13 protein-coding genes are annotated in these 18,837 nt (G+C 52.1%); 9 read left to right on the top strand and 4 right to left on the bottom strand.

Annotated elements, in window-relative coordinates; translation table 11 throughout:
• Positions 1–3: 3 nt before the first annotated feature.
• Complete coding sequence (locus D570_RS0101440; RefSeq protein WP_018142626.1) at positions 4–339, bottom strand: hypothetical protein; 336 nt, start codon at positions 337–339, stop codon at positions 4–6.
• A 288-nt stretch (positions 340–627) separates the two neighbouring features.
• Here D570_RS0101440 and D570_RS0101430 point away from each other — a divergent pair, with 288 nt between their 5' ends.
• The 4 genes from D570_RS0101430 (at position 628) to D570_RS0101415 (ending at position 7,374) form a co-directional block, all read left to right on the top strand.
• Positions 628–2,037 (top strand): MFS transporter, encoded by a 1,410-nt coding sequence (locus D570_RS0101430; RefSeq protein WP_018142624.1) that lies wholly within the window; start codon positions 628–630, stop codon positions 2,035–2,037.
• A 453-nt stretch (positions 2,038–2,490) separates the two neighbouring features.
• On the top strand, positions 2,491–4,884 hold the full coding sequence (nrdD, locus tag D570_RS0101425) for an anaerobic ribonucleoside-triphosphate reductase (RefSeq protein ID WP_018142623.1): 2,394 nt from the start codon (positions 2,491–2,493) through the stop codon (positions 4,882–4,884).
• 132 nt (positions 4,885–5,016) lie between these two features.
• Positions 5,017–5,757, top strand: a complete 741-nt coding sequence (gene nrdG / locus D570_RS0101420; RefSeq protein ID WP_018142622.1) for an anaerobic ribonucleoside-triphosphate reductase activating protein — start codon at positions 5,017–5,019, stop codon at positions 5,755–5,757.
• A gap of 174 nt (positions 5,758–5,931) precedes the next feature.
• A complete protein-coding gene (locus D570_RS0101415; RefSeq protein ID WP_156812195.1) occupies positions 5,932–7,374 on the top strand; it encodes a zinc ribbon domain-containing protein in 1,443 nt (480 codons plus the stop codon).
• Positions 7,375–7,561: 187 nt separating this feature from the next.
• Here the strand turns inward: D570_RS0101415 and adhP are convergent, their stop codons facing one another.
• Entirely contained in the window at positions 7,562–8,572 is a 1,011-nt protein-coding gene (gene adhP, locus D570_RS0101410) for an alcohol dehydrogenase AdhP (RefSeq protein ID WP_018142620.1), read from the bottom strand.
• A 165-nt stretch (positions 8,573–8,737) separates the two neighbouring features.
• A complete protein-coding gene (locus D570_RS0101405; protein WP_156812194.1) occupies positions 8,738–11,092 on the bottom strand; it encodes a hypothetical protein in 2,355 nt (784 codons plus the stop codon).
• A 220-nt stretch (positions 11,093–11,312) separates the two neighbouring features.
• Between D570_RS0101405 and D570_RS0101395 the strand changes: the two genes are divergently transcribed.
• Complete coding sequence (locus tag D570_RS0101395) at positions 11,313–11,804, top strand: inorganic diphosphatase (RefSeq protein WP_018142617.1); 492 nt, start codon at positions 11,313–11,315, stop codon at positions 11,802–11,804.
• A 94-nt stretch (positions 11,805–11,898) separates the two neighbouring features.
• On the opposite strand, the gene D570_RS0101390 is transcribed toward D570_RS0101395, so the two are convergent.
• Positions 11,899–12,621 (bottom strand): hypothetical protein, encoded by a 723-nt coding sequence (locus D570_RS0101390; protein ID WP_018142616.1) that lies wholly within the window; start codon positions 12,619–12,621, stop codon positions 11,899–11,901.
• A gap of 110 nt (positions 12,622–12,731) precedes the next feature.
• On the opposite strand from D570_RS0101390, the gene D570_RS0101385 reads away from it, so the two are divergent.
• The 4 genes from D570_RS0101385 to valS all read left to right on the top strand — a co-directional run bounded on the left by D570_RS0101385 (position 12,732) and on the right by valS (position 18,820).
• Positions 12,732–13,535: a winged helix-turn-helix domain-containing protein gene (locus D570_RS0101385; RefSeq protein ID WP_018142615.1), complete on the top strand. Its 804-nt coding sequence runs from the start codon at positions 12,732–12,734 to the stop codon at positions 13,533–13,535.
• 114 nt (positions 13,536–13,649) lie between these two features.
• Complete coding sequence (nth, locus tag D570_RS0101380; RefSeq protein ID WP_018142614.1) at positions 13,650–14,327, top strand: endonuclease III; 678 nt, start codon at positions 13,650–13,652, stop codon at positions 14,325–14,327.
• A gap of 16 nt (positions 14,328–14,343) precedes the next feature.
• Entirely contained in the window at positions 14,344–15,951 is a 1,608-nt protein-coding gene (locus tag D570_RS0101375) for an ABC transporter substrate-binding protein (RefSeq protein ID WP_018142613.1), read from the top strand.
• A gap of 133 nt (positions 15,952–16,084) precedes the next feature.
• Complete coding sequence (valS, locus tag D570_RS0101370) at positions 16,085–18,820, top strand: valine--tRNA ligase (protein ID WP_018142612.1); 2,736 nt, start codon at positions 16,085–16,087, stop codon at positions 18,818–18,820.
• Positions 18,821–18,837: the final 17 nt, after the last annotated feature.

Genomic DNA, 18,837 nt, shown 5'->3' with positions numbered 1-18,837 from the left:
TGGTTAGGCGGCGTTGAATAGGTTGCGTATGAATTGTGAGATGGCTGTGCCGATGGCGGGGAGTTCGCTGAGGAAGGCTTCGAAATATTCATGGATGGGTATGCCCATGCCTTCTAAAAATCCGCAGGCGAGCCAGATGACGAAGAGGATGAGGGAGAGGATGGCTATTTTGCTGAAGATTTCTACGGCTTTTCCGGCTATTTTGAGGATCATGGATATGATGCCGAGTGCCAGGCTGATGATGAGGAGTGCTTGTCCGGGTGAGGATTGTACCCATTGCATGATGAGGTCCCACACGGTTGACTCATAGTGAGAACTGTATTGTGTTAGATCGTTCATGATTGATGTGCCTTCCTGTCGTGCTGGTGTTGTGATTTCTCTGTTTACCATAGAACGCGTGAGTATCGGTGAAGGTTATTTTCATTTGGGGGTGATTTTCACGATTTATTTTCACACTGCGCGTTTGGGGTTTCTCTCGTTTTTGAGTTTTCTTTCTCATAAAGTGGACACTTTGCTCAATCGTTTGACTCGAGTGCCATAATTTTTAACTACTTAAGCAGCAAGGATGCAAAACGTCTACGCTGCTTTTTTGTTTTTTGTTGAGAAGAGATTTGAAGGAGACACATCGTGTCAGCCACTACTTCTTCTACGGCTTATGCCGCGTCTGTTTTGAAATCGTCGAAAAAGTCTAGTTTAAATACCCCAGCACAGGTTATTGCTGCTTCTTTGGTGGGTACGACGATTGAGTTTTATGATTTTTATGTGTATGCTACCGCTGCGGCGTTGGTTTTCCCGCAGTTATTCTTCCCGAAGGGCAATGACACCGTTAGCCTGTTGAGTTCTTTTGCTGTGTTTGGTGCTGCTATGGTGGCGCGCCCGTTGGGTGCTATTTTCTTTGGTCATTTGGGCGATCGTCTGGGCCGTAAGACCACGCTGGTGATTTCTTTGCTCACTATGGGCATTGCCACTTTTGTGATTGGTTTCTTGCCAACCTATCAGCAGATTGGTCTGTGGGCTCCGTTCTTCCTGCTCATTTTGCGTCTGACGCAAGGTTTTGCTTTAGGTGGTGAATGGTCTGGTGCTGCTTTGGTGGCCACCGAAAACGCGCCAGAAGATAAGCGCGCACTGTATGGCACTTTCCCACAGTTAGGCGCACCTATTGGCTTTATTATTGGCAATGGTCTGTTTTTGATTATCAATTTTGCACTGCCTCATCCGACCAGTTCCGTATTGCAGTCTGAGGAATTCTTGGCATGGGGTTGGCGTATCCCATTCTGGTTCTCCGCTCTGATGGTAGTTGTGGGCATGTGGGTGCGTGTCAAGCTCAACGAGTCCGAAACCTTTAAGAAGGCCGTCGAGCAGGATAAGGTCGTTAAGACGCCGCTGGTGGAAACCTTCCGCTTCCACTTCAGGGAAGTCGTACTGGGCACTTTTGCTATGCTGGCCACCTATGTGCTGTTTTATCTGACGACAACGTGGATTTTGAGCATGGGTACCACACCGACCGAAAACCATGGTTTGGGCATCTCTTACACCAAGTTCGTGCTCATGCAGATTATCGGCGTGGTCTTCTTCGGCGCATTCACGCTGATTTCTGGACCATGGGCCGATAAGATTGGCCGCAAGAAGCTGCTCGTGTGGGTAACTGTAGCCATTATCATCTTTGGCCTGCTCTTCCCAGTGTTCTTGGACTTCAACCACGGCACCTCCGCGAGCGTCTGGGCTGCGGAAGCCTTCTTGATCATTGGTTTCATCCTCATGGGCATCACCTTTGGCCCTATGGGTGCGTTCCTTCCGGAAATGTTCCCTACGAACGTGCGTTACACAGGTTCGGCTATTGCCTATAATGTCAGCTCGATTTTGGGTGCTGCTTTAGCGCCTATTATTGCGGTGGCTCTGTGGAAGGCAGCCGGCGGTAGCACTTGGCTGGTTGGCGTGTATTTGGCGGTGGCGTCTGTGCTCACGCTCATTGCGCTGATGCTGACCAAGGAAACCAAGGATGCAGATTTTAACGAGCAGATTGCTTACGAAAAGTAATATGGCGTAGTTTTCTGTTTCCTCTATTCGATTTTCACACCATACGTCAGGCTCTCGAGGGTAATTTCCTCGGGAGCCTGACGTATATTCATATGCTTTTGACTTTATTGATGAGCGTGTTGTGTCGTGTCATATATCTGTCAATTTTGTGTCAGAAGTCGGCGTATGGGTGTGTCGGAATTTCAAATTACACGCACGTTATTTAGTAGGGCGTGTGAAGTTGTTCACTTTTTTATCCACCCAAACACGCGACACATTGCGCCGAAACTTCGAGTTATCCACATTTTCCACAATCCTCTCAAACCACTATATGTAGTGTTTGACATAAATTTTGCACACAATATTTAGTCGAGAAGGCGTCTTACACTGAGTATTCAGCACTCGATACTCCGGCTCAAGCCTCGGCTTCACGCGAGTATTTGTCAGTGCTTCGCACAAGAAAATATAGAGGTTATGGATATGACGACTGCAGTAGCATTGGAAAACTCCTCCACTTCTGTGAAGGATATAAAGGTAGAAAAACGCGATGGCCGCGTAGTACCTTTTGACCGCATGAATATCATTCATGCGATAGAAGCTGCTTTCCATGCCGTAGGTGAAGAACTAGACTCCCAAAATGTGCGCCTGATTGAAGATATGACCAGCAGTGTGGAAAGCTCGATTGCAGGACGCTACACGGGAAACGTGCGCATCGATGATATTCAAAACAGCGTCGAGCACACCTTGATCAATAACCATCTCTACGAAATCGCGCAAGCCTACACATCCTGGCGCCTGAACAAAGACATTGCCCGCGCTAAGGCGAGCGATGTCAACGAAGCCATTAAGAAATTCATCAATCACGATGAAACCATCATGCGCGAAAACGCCAACAAAGACTCCAACGTGTACGCCACCCAGCGCGACCTGCTGGCGGGCGCCGTATCCAAAGCGAGCGCGATGAGCATGCTGCCTCCTGAAGTGGCCAATGCGCATATTAAGGGGGATATTCATTTCCATGATGCGGATTACAGTCCGTTTACGCCGATGACGAATTGTTCGTTGCCTGATTTTGGCAATATGTTGGCGCATGGTTTTGTGTTGGGTAATGCCATGATGGATTCACCAAAGTCTATTGGTACGGCGGCCACGCAGATTACGCAGATTATTAAGGATATTGCGGGTTCGCAGTATGGTGGTCAGACGGTGAATCGTGCGGATGAGATGTTGGCTCCGTATGCGCGTTTGGATTATGCGAAGAATTTGGATATGGCACGTACGGTGTTCCCAGATGGGGAGCCTATTGATGTGGCACAGCGTGCTATTGACGCGTTTAAGGCACGTGAGACGGATTGGTTGCATTTTGAGAATCGTGCAGCCTTGCCTATGGATACACCGTTCCATGAGGATGTCGACGAGCTCGAGCAGATTCGCGAAGTGTATGCGAAGATTTTGACGCGTAAGAATATTTATGATGCGATGCAGACTATGGAGTATCAGATTAATTCGAACCGTATCAGCAATGGTCAAACGCCATTTGTGACGGTTGGTTTTGGTTTGGGCCAGGATTGGTTTGCGCGTGAGATTCAGCGCGCGATTTTGCTGATTCGTATCCGTGGTTTGGGTAAGGATCGTCATACGGCTATTTTCCCGAAGCTGGTGTTTACCGTGAAGCATGGGGTGAATGCGAAGGCGGGCGAGCCAAATTACGATATGAAAGAATTGGCTTTGGAGTGCGCCACTAAGCGTATGTATCCGGACGTGGTGTTTTATGAGAATATCGTCAAGATTACGGGTTCTTTTAAGGCGCCTATGGGATGCCGTTCCTTCCTCAACGGGTGGACGGATCCAGATACAGGTGAGGCTGTGGAGGATTCCCGTTTGAACCTCGGCGTGGTGACGGTGAATATTCCGCGTATTGCTCTGGAATCTCATGGCGATAAGAAACGCTTCTGGAAGCTGTTTGATCAGCGCATGGATATTGCGCATGAGGCGTTGCAGTTCCGCATTAAGCGCTGCAAGGAGGCGACTCCTATTAATGCGCCAACTCTGTTCCAGCATGGTGCCTTTGGTCGTTTGCAGCCGGGCGATAATGTCGATCAGTTGTTTAACCGTTCTCGTGCCACGATTTCCTTGGGCTATATTGGCTTGTATGAAACTGTTGCTATGTTCTATGGCAAGGATTGGATGCAGGATCATAGCTGGGATGAGCAGGGTAAGGAATTTGCGCTGGAGATTGTGCGTCGTATGCATAATTTGTGCGTCGAGTGGGACAATGCGGAGGGCTATCACTACTCTGTGTATTCCACGCCTGCAGAGTCTTTGACGGATCGTTTTGCACGTTTGGATAAGGAACAATTCGGCGTAATCGATGGCGTGACGGACCACGATTTCTATACGAATTCCTTCCACTATCCCGTCTGGTTACGTCCAACGCCTATGGAAAAGCTCGCCTATGAGCGTGACTTCCCATACTTGGCAAATGGTGGCTTTATTAATTACTGCGAGTTCCCAAGCCTGCAGGCAAATCCAAAGGCTTTGGAAGCCGTCTGGGATTACGCACACAATATTGGCATCGGCTACTTGGGTACGAATACGCCTATCGATCACTGCTTCGTATGCGGTTTTGAGGGCGATTTCGAACCAACCGAAACGGGCTTTAAGTGCCCAGAATGTGGCAATTGCGATCCAAATAAGTGCAATGTGACCAAGCGTACCTGCGGTTATTTGGGCAACCCGGTCCAGCGTCCAATGGCACATGGACGTCATGAGGAGATTGCGCACCGTGTCAAGCATATGGCTGGCGAAACCGGTCATGTGACTCTAAAGGATGGCACCGTGCGTCAATGGTGGGACGACGCGAAATAGTAGAGCCGCGAAGTAAAGCGTTCTAGCTTTCTAGCTGTCCCGTTGTGAGCCGATGCGTCCGCTGTGATGCATCGGCTCCCTCATACCAGCACCCTATTTGTATACATTTTTACACGGAAAAGTACTCGTAGCATGTCTGAAACTTTTATTAAAACTCATGAGCATCCCCGCAATACAGCGCATCGCGATTTTGCGCCACAGGACGCGTATCGTGGTCCTGCTATTCCTACGGATTTAGCAAATAATCCTCGCGCCGGCCAGTGGGATGGGCGCAAGCTTTCGCGCAATATGGTGGCAGATTATAAGCGTTTTATCGTCACCGATGGTGAAGGCATTCGCTGCTCCCTGTATGTCAGCGGCTGCCCTTTTCGGTGCTATAACTGCTACAACTCGTCGATTTGGGATTTCCAAGCCGGCCACGAGTATACACAAGAATTAGAAGATCAAATCATCGCAGACCTCTCCTTGGATTATGTGCAAGGCCTGACATTGCTGGGCGGCGAACCCTTGCTCAATACGCCCATGCTCTTACAACTCACCTCGCGCATTCGTCAGGAGTTTGGCAATGCGAAGGATATTTGGGCATGGACCGGCTACACGTGGGAAGAGCTGATGAGGCAGGGAGAAACCTCGGATAAGATTGAGCTCCTGCATAATGTGGATATCCTCGTCGATGGACGCTATATCAGTACCTTGCATGATTCCTTGCTCCAGTTTAGGGGCTCGTCTAATCAGCGCATCATCGACGTGCAGAAAAGTTTTACCACCGGTAGCGTGGTGTTGTGGGATAAGTTGCATGATCAGGAACGTTTTATCCCAGAATTGTATGGCAAGCAGCGCACGGCAGCAGAGGATGCACCTGAAAACGCCTAGCCCCTTGCACAGGGTTGCTGATACTGGGTCTGCTGGCATGGGCTTTGGCAGGATTTCACATAAATTTGACCTTCTACGCACAGAACACTCCCCGCGTGCTGAGTTTTCTTCAGTACACTGAGAATAAGAGATGCAAGGAAGCAATCGAGACGCTTCCAGAGTCGGAGAAGAATCATGTTGTGCCCCAACTGTGGCCAGACCATCACCACCCAGCAACCCCTGTGCCCTTTGTGCGGATATGAGCTGACGCACATCCACACCGTTCACAATTCCATGTCGCCTATCAGCCCGTACGAGCCACAAGCCTATCCCCCAGCCCAACCATTCCGCGAGCAGACACACACTCCGCAGTCATCTGCGACGCAGCAGCCTGTCCTGATGATGGCGCCTCCCGCAGGCTCAAATCCTTTTGACGCGTCCACACAGCCATATGAGACACCATCACCACAGCAGCAGGCGCCCCACCATTATGCACCTCACAACTTTGCCACTCCAGAGCTTCCCCCAGGTGCTCAAAAACCTGCGCCGAGGTCCTCCAGATGGGCGATTATTTCAGCTCTTCTCCTCTGCGTGGCCATCTTGATAGGCAATGGCATATGGACCTATTTGCGAGCCGGTACGACGACGCCCAAACAGTACATCAGTGAATACGTGGACGCTATCGCTGCAGGGGATTTTCAAACAGCCACCAGCATGACAGATCCGAATGCGTTACCGACATATCCATCTCCGTTACTGACGAAGAATATGTCGCAATCAGGCTCCACTATCAGCGACGTGTTCATTACGGAGGATGGCACCGGGCGTGCCGACGTGAGCTTTATACTCGATGGTCAAGTACACTCCGGCTCCGTGCGTGTGACGGAAACCAGCCGCACCTTCGGCATCTATCCGCACTACACCATATCTGAGCCGCTCATCATGACGATGTCTTTGAAGGCGCCTTCCTTCTATGACAGCGCAAACATCAACGGAGAATGGATGAAGCTCAGCGATGTAGGTGCACCTCAAGGCTCACCAGCCGATTTTGGCACGTATAGCGATGCGGGCATCTACTATTTCGGCACGCAGCAAGACTACACCGTGGCCGCCTATCCGGGCGTCTATACCATTGGACTGGAAACCGAAGATACGTATTTTTACACGCCCACTTTGACTGTTGATGCGTTTAGTCAAGCATTCGACGTTGAGGTGGATTTCACGCAAGCGGCCTCTGAATCCTTCGAGACCTCCCTCACAGGCGCACTGCGCACCTACGCACGCAATTGTGTCGACCACACCGAGGCAGAAGCGGCGGGCTGCGATTTCCAAAATCCTGGCACCACCTACGGTGATACAACGCCACAATCTGTTACGCGTACGATTAGCGGCGGCTCGGACAGCATTACCATTGCAGAAATCGATGTGGACCGTGGCGTGTTTTACTCCAGCTCTGTGATGAGCACTATCGATACGGACGAGTACTCCATCATGGATACGGATAGAATTATTGGCACTTTTACGCCAGATGGCAGTCTGGACAAGGTCAGTTCAGCCAATACAATTCTGGGCAAAACCGGCATCAGCAGTGATGCGGCGGAAAGTTTGAAAGGTTCCACTGAGACCGATAATCTCTAAACTGTCCTCGCCAAACTGTCCCCGTCCTTGCCGGCGGCCTGAGCGTTCATGCGCGGACGGACTTAAATGGCAGGCATTAAAATGTGGCTCCCGCGTTAGACATAGCGCAGGAGCCACAGGGTTCACTACAGTGATGGAGCACAGAAGAAGGAAGAAAGAGAGAAACATCCTCTGTGCTACGGCTCACCTAGTGCTTCAAGTCGATAACCATACGACCGCGAATCTTTCCAGCTTCCATCTCATCGAAGATATCGTTGATATCCTCCATTGGACGTGCTTGGCACTGTGGAACAACCTTTCCTTCAGCGCCGAACTGGAATGCCTCAGCCAGGTCCTTACGTGTACCCACGAGGGAACCAACCACGCGAATACCGTCCAGGACCAAGCGAGGAATAGCCAAATCCATGGATTCAGTAGGCAAACCAACAGCTGCGAGGGTGCCGCCTGCACGCAAAGCATCGACTGCACCATTAAAGGCGCTCTTTGCTACAGCGGTGACGACTGCGCCGTGTGCGCCGCCAACTTCACGCTGAACGACTTCTCCCACATCTTCCTTCAATGGATTAATGGTCATATCCGCACCGAACTTCTTGGCGAACTCGAGCTGCTCGTCGTTGACATCTACGGCGATAACATGCGCCTGGAAGACGTTCTTGGCATACTGCAAGGCGAGGTTACCCAAACCGCCGAGGCCGGAAATCAAAATCCACTCGCCAGGACGTACACCGGATTCCTTAATAGCCTTGTAGCAGGTCACACCTGCGCAGGTGATGGAACTTGCAGCCATGGAGTCCAAACCCTCTGGAACCTTGACAGCATAGTCTGCAGGAACGATGCACTCTTGGGCCATGCCACCGTCTGCGGTGTAACCGGCGTTGAGGACTGAGCGACACAAGGTTTCGCGACCGGTGGTGCAGTATTCACAATGTCCGCAGCCCTTAAAGAACCATGCCACAGATACGCGATCTCCCACCTTAAGGGTGGTCACGCCGTCAGCAATTTCCTTGACAATGCCGATGCCCTCGTGTCCGAGGACCACGCCTGTTTTATCGCCGAAATCTTGATGCATCACATGCATATCTGTATGGCATACGCCGCAGCATTCCATGTCCAAGAGTGCTTCACCATAAGCCAATGGGCGAAGTTCCTTCTCGACTACAGCAGCTTTCTTATCTTTAGTAGCAACGATTGCTTTCATTGCGATCTCCTTTTTAAAGTGCATCTCAACAGCGAGACAGTCTTAACAACTACGTCAAGAACACTTCAATTATAACCATGATTTTTCATTGCGCCCAACAAGAAACACCAAAAAATTAACACATTTTGATGTTCACTTGTGCATTATTTGTGACATTTGAGGTGTTTATTTATCCTCTGCTGTAGCGCGGCGGTGAGCTTTTCTGCGTGTGTGCGAACGCGTGCGCGTCCGTTTCAGAGCGCGCGCAGAGATCATGGCACCCACGAGGAGGGTGGCTAGGCTCACACTGGAGATTGCTCCGATCGCTACGCCGGTTTGTGCCAATGGTTCGCGTGGCGCAGGTGCAGGTTCAGGTTCTTCCGGTGTGTCTTCCGGCTCGTCAGGCGGTACGACGTAGGTATCTTCACCGGGCACACCGAGCCCATGGGAGGCGAGGATCTCCTGCGCCTCATTCCATAGCGTTGCTTTCCAGTACACCGTACCGCCCGTGGTGGTATGCGTGTACGGGCTCGTCACGGTGTAACTGCCATCCTCGTTGCGCATGGACGGGTCTAGGAGCACGGTTTCTTCGTGCATGAGTGTGGCGGATGTGCCCAGTTCGGCGGTGTCCTCCACGGCATCGTAAGCGGTGAAGGTGACGTAGGACCCTTCGGGGATATCACCGCTCACGCGTGCAATGTCGGCGAATTCTTCTCCCGGCTGCACCTCTGCTGTGCTCACATGCGTGGAAATGCTGGCGCTTTTCGGTTCAGCCACGACGCGTGTGCATTCCCATTCGTCATTCCAGTCGCTTTGAACAGGCATAACACGGTCGTCTCCCGCAAAGGAGTAAACGAATGCGTAGTAGCCCAACCGTTCGGCAGTAATATGCACCGGCGTGCCGAAGGCATCTGGTTTGCCTCCTCCTACGGCGATGACGCCATTTTTCGCCAGATATTGCCAAGAGCCCATGAGCTGATGCTCCTCATCGTTTTGCGGTACCTCGGCAGAGTCTGGCTTGTGAAGCGACCAATACACACTGACGGTGGCGTATTTTTCATCCGCCTTCCACCCAAAATGCGTATCACCTAAGTAGGAACCATGGTCGTCTGGGAATCCGGCTATGGTGATGCGATCGGTTAGCGTTGCTCCTTGTGTAGCGGAATGTTCGGTCACTGTGGAGTCTACGGTGACATGTGTGCGTGTGGAGAAGCTTTCTTTGACATCGAGCAAGCCTGAGATGGCGTCGCCTTCTATCCATTCTTTGCTCTCTTCGCCCTGCTCCTCGCGACTGATGACCCACACCCAGCTGGCGAATTTATCCTCTTCGCCCAGCATGTATGGCAGTGCGGACTTACTCGCATCGGCTGCGATAAAATCTATGCTTTGTCCGTCGTGGGAAAAGTCTCCTCGTGCGATGCCTTGGGCTTTCAAGCCTTTACGTTCTAATCGTGCCAGATAGTCGCGTGCAGAGTCGGAAGGTTGGACGCGTATATCTGCATCCGCGTGGAGCTGTGCGATGCGCTCATGCGTCAGACCTGTGTAGAGATACCCCGTGGCGGCAAGCTCTACGCCCTCTTCCCACACATCACCTTCTTTGACACCCACGCGCACCGTATCGCTTTGATTACGTCCGGCTTCGTTCGTCAAATCCGGCACAGCGGTAGCAATGGTCGGTTGGAACACCTTTCTGACATCGAAACGTATACCATCAAAATTCTTCTGCATATCCTGCCCGAGGCGCACAAAATTTTGAGCACTTTCTAGGTCATCCAGCGTAGAAATCGTGACAGATTGACTGGTGCTCACTTCTCCTTGACCCGTGGCTGTCCAGCGCATCTCGATGGGCTCTGCACCGCTAGTGATGTCAACACTTTGAGTGCCCGTGCTATCGAATTGTGCAGGACCGTGCAATTGCACACGCACAGGAATATTGCCGATTCTCTCTCCGCGTTGATTTTCCACAGAAACCGAAATACTGCCCCGGCGGCGTCCTTGCAGGTACTCCATGGTGACATGGGTACCATTTACCGTGTGCGCGACACCTTCATCCCACAGTGCGCGAGCGCGGTCTTCGAGTCCGGGCAGGTTGGCGAGAACTTTGGGTCTGTCTTTGTCCCAGGTGGGTCTGGAGGAGGTGAGTTCGAAGTGGTCGTGGACGAGGAGGGCGAGTGCTGCGTGAGTGAGGGGGTCTGTGCTGTTTTGGTAAGTGCGCAGGAGGTAGGCGGCTGCACGTGTGGTGGCGCTGTCGGGGATGGGTGTGGTGGCGCTGAAGTTCCATTCTTCTTGGACTCCCCATTCGTGGCAGTAGACGTTTTGGCCAGAGCTCATGACGCCGATGACGCCCATAGTGTAGCCGGGGAATCCGGGGATGCTGAGTTTGGCGTGTGGGGGTGCTGTGGCGAGGCTACCTGCGGGTGCGGCGTGGGCGCGCGGCGAGGCGAGTGCGCCCGGTAGTAGTGCGATGCACAGGGTGATGAGCAGTATGAGACACTGGCGTGCGTACCGTGCGTAGCGCGTGTGTGAGGTGGATTTTTTCATGATGTCCTTTCTTCCCGTGGCGGGTTGTGGTGTTTTTAGATTGCCGTGGGTGGAAAGGAAATGAGGAATGATTCTGAGCTTGTGGACGGATGTGGATAACTCGCGCTGTTTTCGGGCGAGCTTCTCTCCGCCGTGGCTTATACCCTGTAAGAAGTAAGCTGGAGGATGAAGTTGCTCCATGAAAATGTGGGCACAAGTGATATCTCTTTGAGGAGACAAAATGGCAGAAACATTTAATGTTTTGGTGGAAATTCCACGTGGTTCGAAGAACAAGTATGAAGTCGATCATGAGACGGGCCGCATTAAGCTGGATCGTACGTTGTTCACTTCTATGGGTTACCCAGATGATTATGGCTATATTGAGGACACCTTGGGTGAAGATGGCGATCCACTCGATGCGTTGGTCATGATTCCAAATTCTGTATTCCCTGGATGCGTTATCGAGTGCCGCGCTGTGGGCTTGTATCACATGGTGGATGAGGCTGGTGGAGATGACAAGGTATTGTGCGTACCTGCAGATCCTCGCTTTGATGACATCAAGGATATCGATGACGTCAACGAGTTCCACAAGAAGGAAATTGAGCACTTCTTTAACCAGTACAAGGCTTTGGAGCCAGGCAAGGAAGTTATGCCAGGCTCGTACTGGACGAATGTGGAGAAAGCTGAAGAGGAAATCGTAGCTGCTCGCAAGCGTCTTGCTGAGGCCGAGTAAAAGCCTCATATCATTTTCGTAAACAGTATCTACGGAAATACAAAGGGCTCACTGCAAGATGATGCAGTGAGCCCTTGTGCGTATAGACGTAATTTTACAAACTGTTGGCAATAGTGCTGGCGCACACCACGATAAGCGGGAATACACCGGAGAGCAGTGCACAAATGGCGATATACCCCCAGCTAGCCGTTTTACTGCACACTCGGGGATGCAAATTCTCCTCTGCTGCATCTGCAGTATTTTCTGCCTGCGTATCTGTGTTCGGTGAAATATAAGGGTCGCGCGCCCACATGGCGACGTAGGCACACATGGTTGGCACACCCACGATGATCAACGCTAGCACGGTTCCTGCGATGCGCGGATGCTTGGCAATATCGGCCAGAGCAGAGCCTGTCACCATCCAGCCCGAGGCGACAAGACCCATCGTACCCATGAAAATAATATTGGATAAGGAACGAATGAGTTCACTGCGGTCTTCGCGTAGCATTTCAAAGAGGAATCCGCCCGCGATGAGCGCGGTCATCAGCATAAAAATCGCCAAACCAAAACGCTGCGGAGACTGTGTAATCACCTGTGCCACACATACGGCGATAGCACTCGCAATGGCGGCAATGCGCGAAGCCTGCGGCGTGGGCGTGTAAATTTCCGTGGGAAACAAATACGCGAAAATGCTGACAACGGCCACGATAACGATGCCCATAATCCATGGCAAGGATGGAGCAATAATGGATACAGAAATAGCAAGGAACGTCATCAGGACAGCAGCACATAAGCCGAGTATTACTACCTGGACTGTGGCCTTATCTCTCTTCTTCATAATCACTCCTTGGGCAAACCTCGCCCACGTGTAGTACGAAACAGTTACTATTATTAATCAATAGTAATTGTCGAGCAGGGCATTGACGTGTGTTTGCGGAAAGGACGCCTATGAGCGATTTCACCCTTATCACTAACGCAACTGACCCTGCCTCTGTATTGCCCGCTCTAGCCTTACTCCAACATCGTGTGCGCGTTCTGCCAGAAGATACAGCGTCTTTGGTACGCATTCCCGATAATACAATTGCTTTTCTCGATGCGCGCGATGATGTGGCCGCCGCAAAAACCTTCTGCTCTGTAGCCGCAGCCAGCGGTATCGCCTTCCCTATTATCGTTATCCTAAGCGAGGGCGGATGCTTGGCCTTTAACGCAGAATGGAAAGCTGCTGATTTTGTAGTAAACACGGCCAGCCCGGCGGAGGTGGAAACACGTACGCGCGTCATTTCGATGGGTGGATTGACGAATGCTACCTTTGCAGACGCATCCAGCATGGAAGCGAGCGACGAGTCTGAAGAGGCTGCTCCGCGCGATGGCATGATTGTGTGCGGCGCACTGGAGGTAGATACCGTGGGGTATACGGCCACCTTGCGCGGTGAGCCTTTGGATTTGGCGTATAAGGAATTTGAACTGTTAAAATATCTCGTCTTGCATCCAGGACGTGCGTTTACCCGCACGCAACTGTTGCAAGAGGTGTGGGGATACGACTATTACGGCGGTACCCGCACGGTAGACGTGCATGTGCGTCGTTTGCGCGCCAAGCTGGGTGTAGAGTACGAATCCGTTATCGGCACTGTGCGCAATGTGGGATATCGTTTCGACCCGCCGCAAAATTTGCGTTCGGACATAGCCGAAAGCATCACTCAGCACAAAGACAAGGATACGCATAAGCCACGCACCTCGCGCCGCGCATCCTAAAACAGTCGCGCACACCCACAGCCCGGGCGTGTTATCTACAGTGGCGTTTATCTACAGACCTGAAATCCGCCGACATTTCAGGAGACATTGCAGGAGATGGTTAAGGAGTTGAGCATGGCGTCAACACGTGAAACGGCCAAGCAACGCGCGCAGCGCATTCACGATGAATATACCATTCTCTGCCGCGAAATCCCCAACCCCAAGCCGGGCTTAGATTTTAAAAATCCTTTTGAACTGCTCATCGCCACCATGATGAGTGCTCAAACCACGGATGCGCGCGTCAATATGGTCACTCCCGAGCTGTTTCGCCGCTACCCTACACCTGAAGCGATGGCACAGGCCAATGCAGAGGACATTGCCAGCATTATTCGTTCCATTGGTTTTTGGCGCGTCAAATCGCAACATGCGGTGCACATCGCACAGGCTTTGGTCGCTGAATTTGATTCTCAAGTGCCGCGCACCATGGAAGAGCTCATCACACTGCCCGGTGTGGGCAGGAAAACGGCAAATGTGGTGTTGGGCAATGCCTTTGATGAGCCCGGACTGCCGGTGGATACGCATGTCATTCGTTTGACGAAGCGTCTGCGCTGGCGTACGGATTGGCGGTCGTCCCATCCCGATCCTGTACATATTGAAAAAGAAATTACGCAGTACTTTCCACCTTCGGAGTGGAAGGATGTATCTCACCGTTTGATTCTCTTCGGCAGGTCCACCTGTCATGCGCGCAAGCCCGCCTGCGCCACCTGTCCGCTCAGAGACTCATGCCCAAGCTTCGGTCTTTATACCCTCTAACGTAAAATAAGTGCTTATGGTATCGCATAAGCACCGCAACCCTCAGTCTGCCACCACACAGAAGAATTCAGGCGGCGTACGCAGTTTCGTTATTTTTATTATTTCCTTAGTCGTGCTAGGGCTGATTGCAGCGGGCGCGTATGCGATTATGAGCCATCGTGGCAGCATTCCAATGCTCGGTTCCACCTCCGCTACGGGCAATGGCACCACCTTAACCATCGCGACGGCGGAGCCCATCAATTCGCTGGATATTACGCAGGATACATCCCCGGCTGTGGATCAAATTTTGCTCCATAATGTGTACGAAACCCTTGTGGGGCGCGATGAGAAGAATCAGCCGCAAGCCACCGGCGTGGCCGAAAAATGGGATGTATCCTCCGATGGTTTGACCTACACCTTTAGCGTGCCGTCGGCTGCGCGTTTTTCCACCGGTCGCAGTCTTACCGCAGCGGATGTGGTGGCATCTTTGCAATACACCATTCAAAATCAGCTACCAGATGCCTCGTATTTGTCGAAAATTACGAATGTACAGTCCCATGATAACCGAGTAATCATCAGTCTTTCCCAAGCTGATCCGAATGTGCTATGGGCGTTGAGCACACGGGCCGGCATTATTTATGACACACAATCCACCTATGACAAGGCTACCGAGGCCATCGGCGCGGGAGCTTATACGGTGTCCGCTTTTGAGCCGGGTACCAGCCTCACGTTAAAGGCGAATGCGCAGTATTGGAAGGATAATACGCAGGGTTCCTCCACCATTGTGGTGCAGGCGACGCCGGATGCGCATACCGCCGTAAGCAATTTAGAAAACGGTCAGGTCGATGCCCTTATCCCACTGAGCAATGCGCCGTCCACCGCAGATGCGGCACAAGCACGCACGGATTTATCGAATCTCAGCAATGTTACTGTGTCCACGACTGCGAGCACACACCGGTGGGCTATTGCCCTCAATACCAGTGCGGATTCGCTGTTTTCTGATACGCATATTCGTCAAGCCTATCGCGCCATGCTGGATAAGTCGGCACTCATCACCACCTTGGGCGTAAGTGCTACACCGATTTCAGGACCGGTAGCGTCCACGGATCCGGGATTTGAAGATTACAATGCTTTGTATCCCTTTGATGTGCAGCAAGCACGTAGTTTGCTCAGCTTCTTTGGCTATAGCAGAAACTTTACCTTGGCATATAAAGCCAGCGATGGGGATGCATTTGCACAGAATGTGGCCGACCAATTAGCCGCTTTGGGCGGCACCATTACTCCGCAGTCTGTGGCGGATGACCAGTGGCAGTCGCAAATTGTGGAGGGGAAGAATTTCGATATGGCCATCATCGATATCCGCTCCAGCCACGATATTGAAGACCTGAGCAGTGCGGATTTCCTCACTCAATACACAGATTCGTCTATCGAAAGCTTGCGTAAGGCAGTCAGCACGGCAACGACCAGCGACGATTATGCGAATGCGGTGAAACAATTAGCGGCACATCTAGCGGAGCAAACGCCTATTATGTGGGCATATGAGGAGCAGCCTGTGGTGGCCGCACGCGAAGGCATTAGCGGTTTGCCCACCGCAATGGCGGATTCGTACCTCAATTTGGCCGGTATTACCAAGCAGAAGAATTAGCAGTGCCGGAGAGTAGGCTCGATTTTCGTCACTTTTCTTCAACAAAGCTACGTAAGGGCATGCCAATTTTTCTGTGAGAAAATGCAGGGTTTGCCATGTTTTCGTGTCGTGTAAGACACGTAAACTCGAAAGCATGGCAAATGAAGAACAAGCAAATAACACGAGCGTTTCTGCGCACTTGACAGCTCTGCCTGACAAAGTGGGCGTTGAGGGTCTTGAAGAAAAGTGGGGCGCTCAATGGGAAGAAGAGCAAACTTACGCTTTCCAAGGCAGCCGCGACCGTAAGGCCGTCTACTCGATCGACACTCCACCTCCAACCGTATCCGGTAGCTTGCATGTGGGACACGTCTTCTCCTACACGCACACCGATGTCATCGCACGCTTCAAGCGTATGAACGGTTTCGACGTGTTTTACCCAATGGGTTGGGACGATAACGGTCTGCCAACCGAGCGCCGCGTACAAAATTATTTCGGCGTGCGCGTGGATACGTCCCTGAAGTATGATCCAGATTTTAAGCCACCATTCGCCGGGACGGACGGGAAGAAGATTCAGGCCAAGGATCAAGTGCCTGTGTCGCGTCAAAACTTCATCGAACTGTGTGAGCGTCTAACAGGTGAAGATGAGAAGTTTTTTGAAAAGCTGTGGCGCACCTTGGGCCTTTCCGTGGATTGGAAGCAGACCTATCACACCATCGGTGAGCATCCTCGCCGTGTGGCACAAAAGGCTTTCTTGCGTAATCTCGCACGCGGTCAGGCGTATCAAAAGCAGGCTCCAGGCCTGTGGGACGTGACCTTCCAAACCGCAGTGGCTCAGGCTGAATTGGAAAGCCGCGAGTATGACGGTTTCTATCACAAGGTCGCCTTCCACTTGGTCAAAGATGGTTCCCCTATTTACATTGAAACCACCCGTCCAGAACTGCTGCCTGCCTGCGTGGCGTTGATCGCTCACCCAGATGATGAGCGTTACCAGAAGTTCTTTGGCAAGGAAGTATACTCCCCACTCTTCGGCGTGAAGGTGCCTGTGGTGGCACATACTGCGGCAGAGATGGATAAGGGCGCCGGTATCGCTATGTGCTGTACCTTCGGTGATATGACCGATGTGCAGTGGTGGCGCGATTTGCAGCTGCCAACCCGCTCCATCATCCAGCGCAATGGTCGCATCGCCATGAGCACTCCAGAATGGATTAGCTCCGACGAGGGCGTGCGCCTGTTTGAAGAGATTGCCGGCAAGACCACCTTCAGTGCCCGCAAGATTATCGTGGATGCGTTGCGCGAGTCCGGCGATTTGGACGGTGAGCCAACGCCGACAAAGCGTATGACGAATTTCTACGAAAAGGGTGATAAGCCTTTGGAAATCGTCACCTCCCGCCAGTGGTATTTGTCTAATGGTGGCACGAACCGCGCATTGAATGCCGAGCTCATCGCCCGCGGTAAGGAATTGGACTTCCATCCGGACTTTATGCGCGTGCGCTATGAAAACTGGGTCAATGGTTTGAATGGCGACTGGCTGATTTCTCGCCAGCGCTTCTTTGGCGTACCATTCCCATTGTGGTATCCAGTCAGCGCGAATGGCGAAGTGGATTATGAGCATCCATTGACGCCTGCTGAGGATGTTTTGCCTGTGGATCCCATGATTGACGTGCCTGCAGGGTACACCGAGGACCAGCGTGATGTGCCAGGCGGCTTTACCGCAGAAAAGGACATCATGGATACTTGGGCGACCTCCTCCTTGACACCACAGATCGTGACCAAATGGGCAGAGCCGGGCGAAGAAAATGAAGCGTTGTTTAAGGCCACCTTCCCTATGGATTTGCGCCCTCAGGGTCAGGATATTATCCGCACCTGGCTGTTTAGCTCGATTGTGCGTGCCCACCTCGAAAACGGTGTGCTGCCATGGGCTCATACCGGCTTGTCTGGCTGGATTCTCGATCCGGATCACAAGAAGATGAGTAAGTCGAAGGGCAATGTAGTCGTACCGTCCGAACCAATTGAAAAGTTCGGTGCGGATGCGGTGCGTTATTGGGCTGCGTCTGCGCGTTTGGGTACGGATGCTGCCTATGAGATTGGCGAAATGAAGATTGGCCGCCGTTTGGCCATTAAGCTGCTCAATGCTACCAAGTTTGCTTTGGCTATCGGCCGTGAGGATGAGAATCATCACGTCAGCTCTGCCGCTACTGCTACGTGGAATGCGGCCGATGTGACCAATGCGTTGGATCGCTCGGTGATGGCTCGTTTGGCCGAGGTAGTGGATATTGCCACTAAGGCTTTGAACGAATACGATCATGCACGCGCTTTGGAAACCATCGAGAGCTTCTTCTGGCAGTTCTGCGATGATTATATCGAACTGGCAAAGAATCGCGCCTACGGTACGGCAGATGCTACAGGTAATCTGCCTTCCGAAGCCGATGTGCTGTCTGCTCGCACCACCCTGGGGTTGGGCTTGGATGCTTTTGCACGCTTGCTTGCTCCTTATCTGCCTTATGCGACCGAGGAAGTTTACTCGTGGATGCATGAGGGTGAAGGTTCTGTGCACCGTGCTGCATGGCCTACCGCTGGATTGTATCGTGAGGCTGCTGGCGACGCCGATGCGAGCGTGCTCGTATGGGCTGGTCGTGCTTTGGCTGCTTTGCGTAAGATTAAGTCTGAAGCAAAGGTTTCCATGAAGACGCCTATCCTGGCCGCTACTTTGGCTTTGGATGCGTCTGCAATTCCTGCCGTAGAAGTTGCCGCGGCGGATATTTACGAGGCCGGTAAGGTGACCGGACGCATAGAGCTCGTGGCTGCCGACAACTCTGCCGAGGATGCAAATGCCGATGAGATTACCGCTGTATCCTCCGAGCTGGGTGAAGCTCCAGCAAAGAAGAAGTAGAAATCCGTTCTTCAACA

The organism is Alloscardovia criceti DSM 17774 (assembly GCF_000376885.1).
Lineage (GTDB): Bacteria > Actinomycetota > Actinomycetes > Actinomycetales > Bifidobacteriaceae > Alloscardovia > Alloscardovia criceti.
The sequence above is the reverse complement of the archived record's forward strand: the minus strand, read 5'-3'. Positions and strand labels throughout refer to the sequence as shown.

Excerpts from the sequence above, each read along its gene's own strand:
- D570_RS0101395 (WP_018142617.1), top strand. The coding sequence starts at position 11,313 with ATGGCAGAAACATTTAATGTTTTGGTGGAAATTCCACGTGGTTCGAAG.
- D570_RS0101415 (WP_156812195.1), top strand. The coding sequence starts at position 5,932 with ATGTTGTGCCCCAACTGTGGCCAGACCATCACCACCCAGCAACCCCTG.
- nrdG (WP_018142622.1), top strand. The coding sequence starts at position 5,017 with ATGTCTGAAACTTTTATTAAAACTCATGAGCATCCCCGCAATACAGCG.
- nrdD (WP_018142623.1), top strand. The coding sequence starts at position 2,491 with ATGGATATGACGACTGCAGTAGCATTGGAAAACTCCTCCACTTCTGTG.
- nth (WP_018142614.1), top strand. The coding sequence starts at position 13,650 with ATGGCGTCAACACGTGAAACGGCCAAGCAACGCGCGCAGCGCATTCAC.
- D570_RS0101440 (WP_018142626.1), bottom strand. The coding sequence starts at position 339 with ATGAACGATCTAACACAATACAGTTCTCACTATGAGTCAACCGTGTGG.
- D570_RS0101375 (WP_018142613.1), top strand. The coding sequence starts at position 14,344 with ATGGTATCGCATAAGCACCGCAACCCTCAGTCTGCCACCACACAGAAG.
- D570_RS0101385 (WP_018142615.1), top strand. The coding sequence starts at position 12,732 with ATGAGCGATTTCACCCTTATCACTAACGCAACTGACCCTGCCTCTGTA.
- D570_RS0101390 (WP_018142616.1), bottom strand. The coding sequence starts at position 12,621 with ATGAAGAAGAGAGATAAGGCCACAGTCCAGGTAGTAATACTCGGCTTA.
- adhP (WP_018142620.1), bottom strand. The coding sequence starts at position 8,572 with ATGAAAGCAATCGTTGCTACTAAAGATAAGAAAGCTGCTGTAGTCGAG.
- D570_RS0101405 (WP_156812194.1), bottom strand. The coding sequence starts at position 11,092 with ATGAAAAAATCCACCTCACACACGCGCTACGCACGGTACGCACGCCAG.
- valS (WP_018142612.1), top strand. The coding sequence starts at position 16,085 with ATGGCAAATGAAGAACAAGCAAATAACACGAGCGTTTCTGCGCACTTG.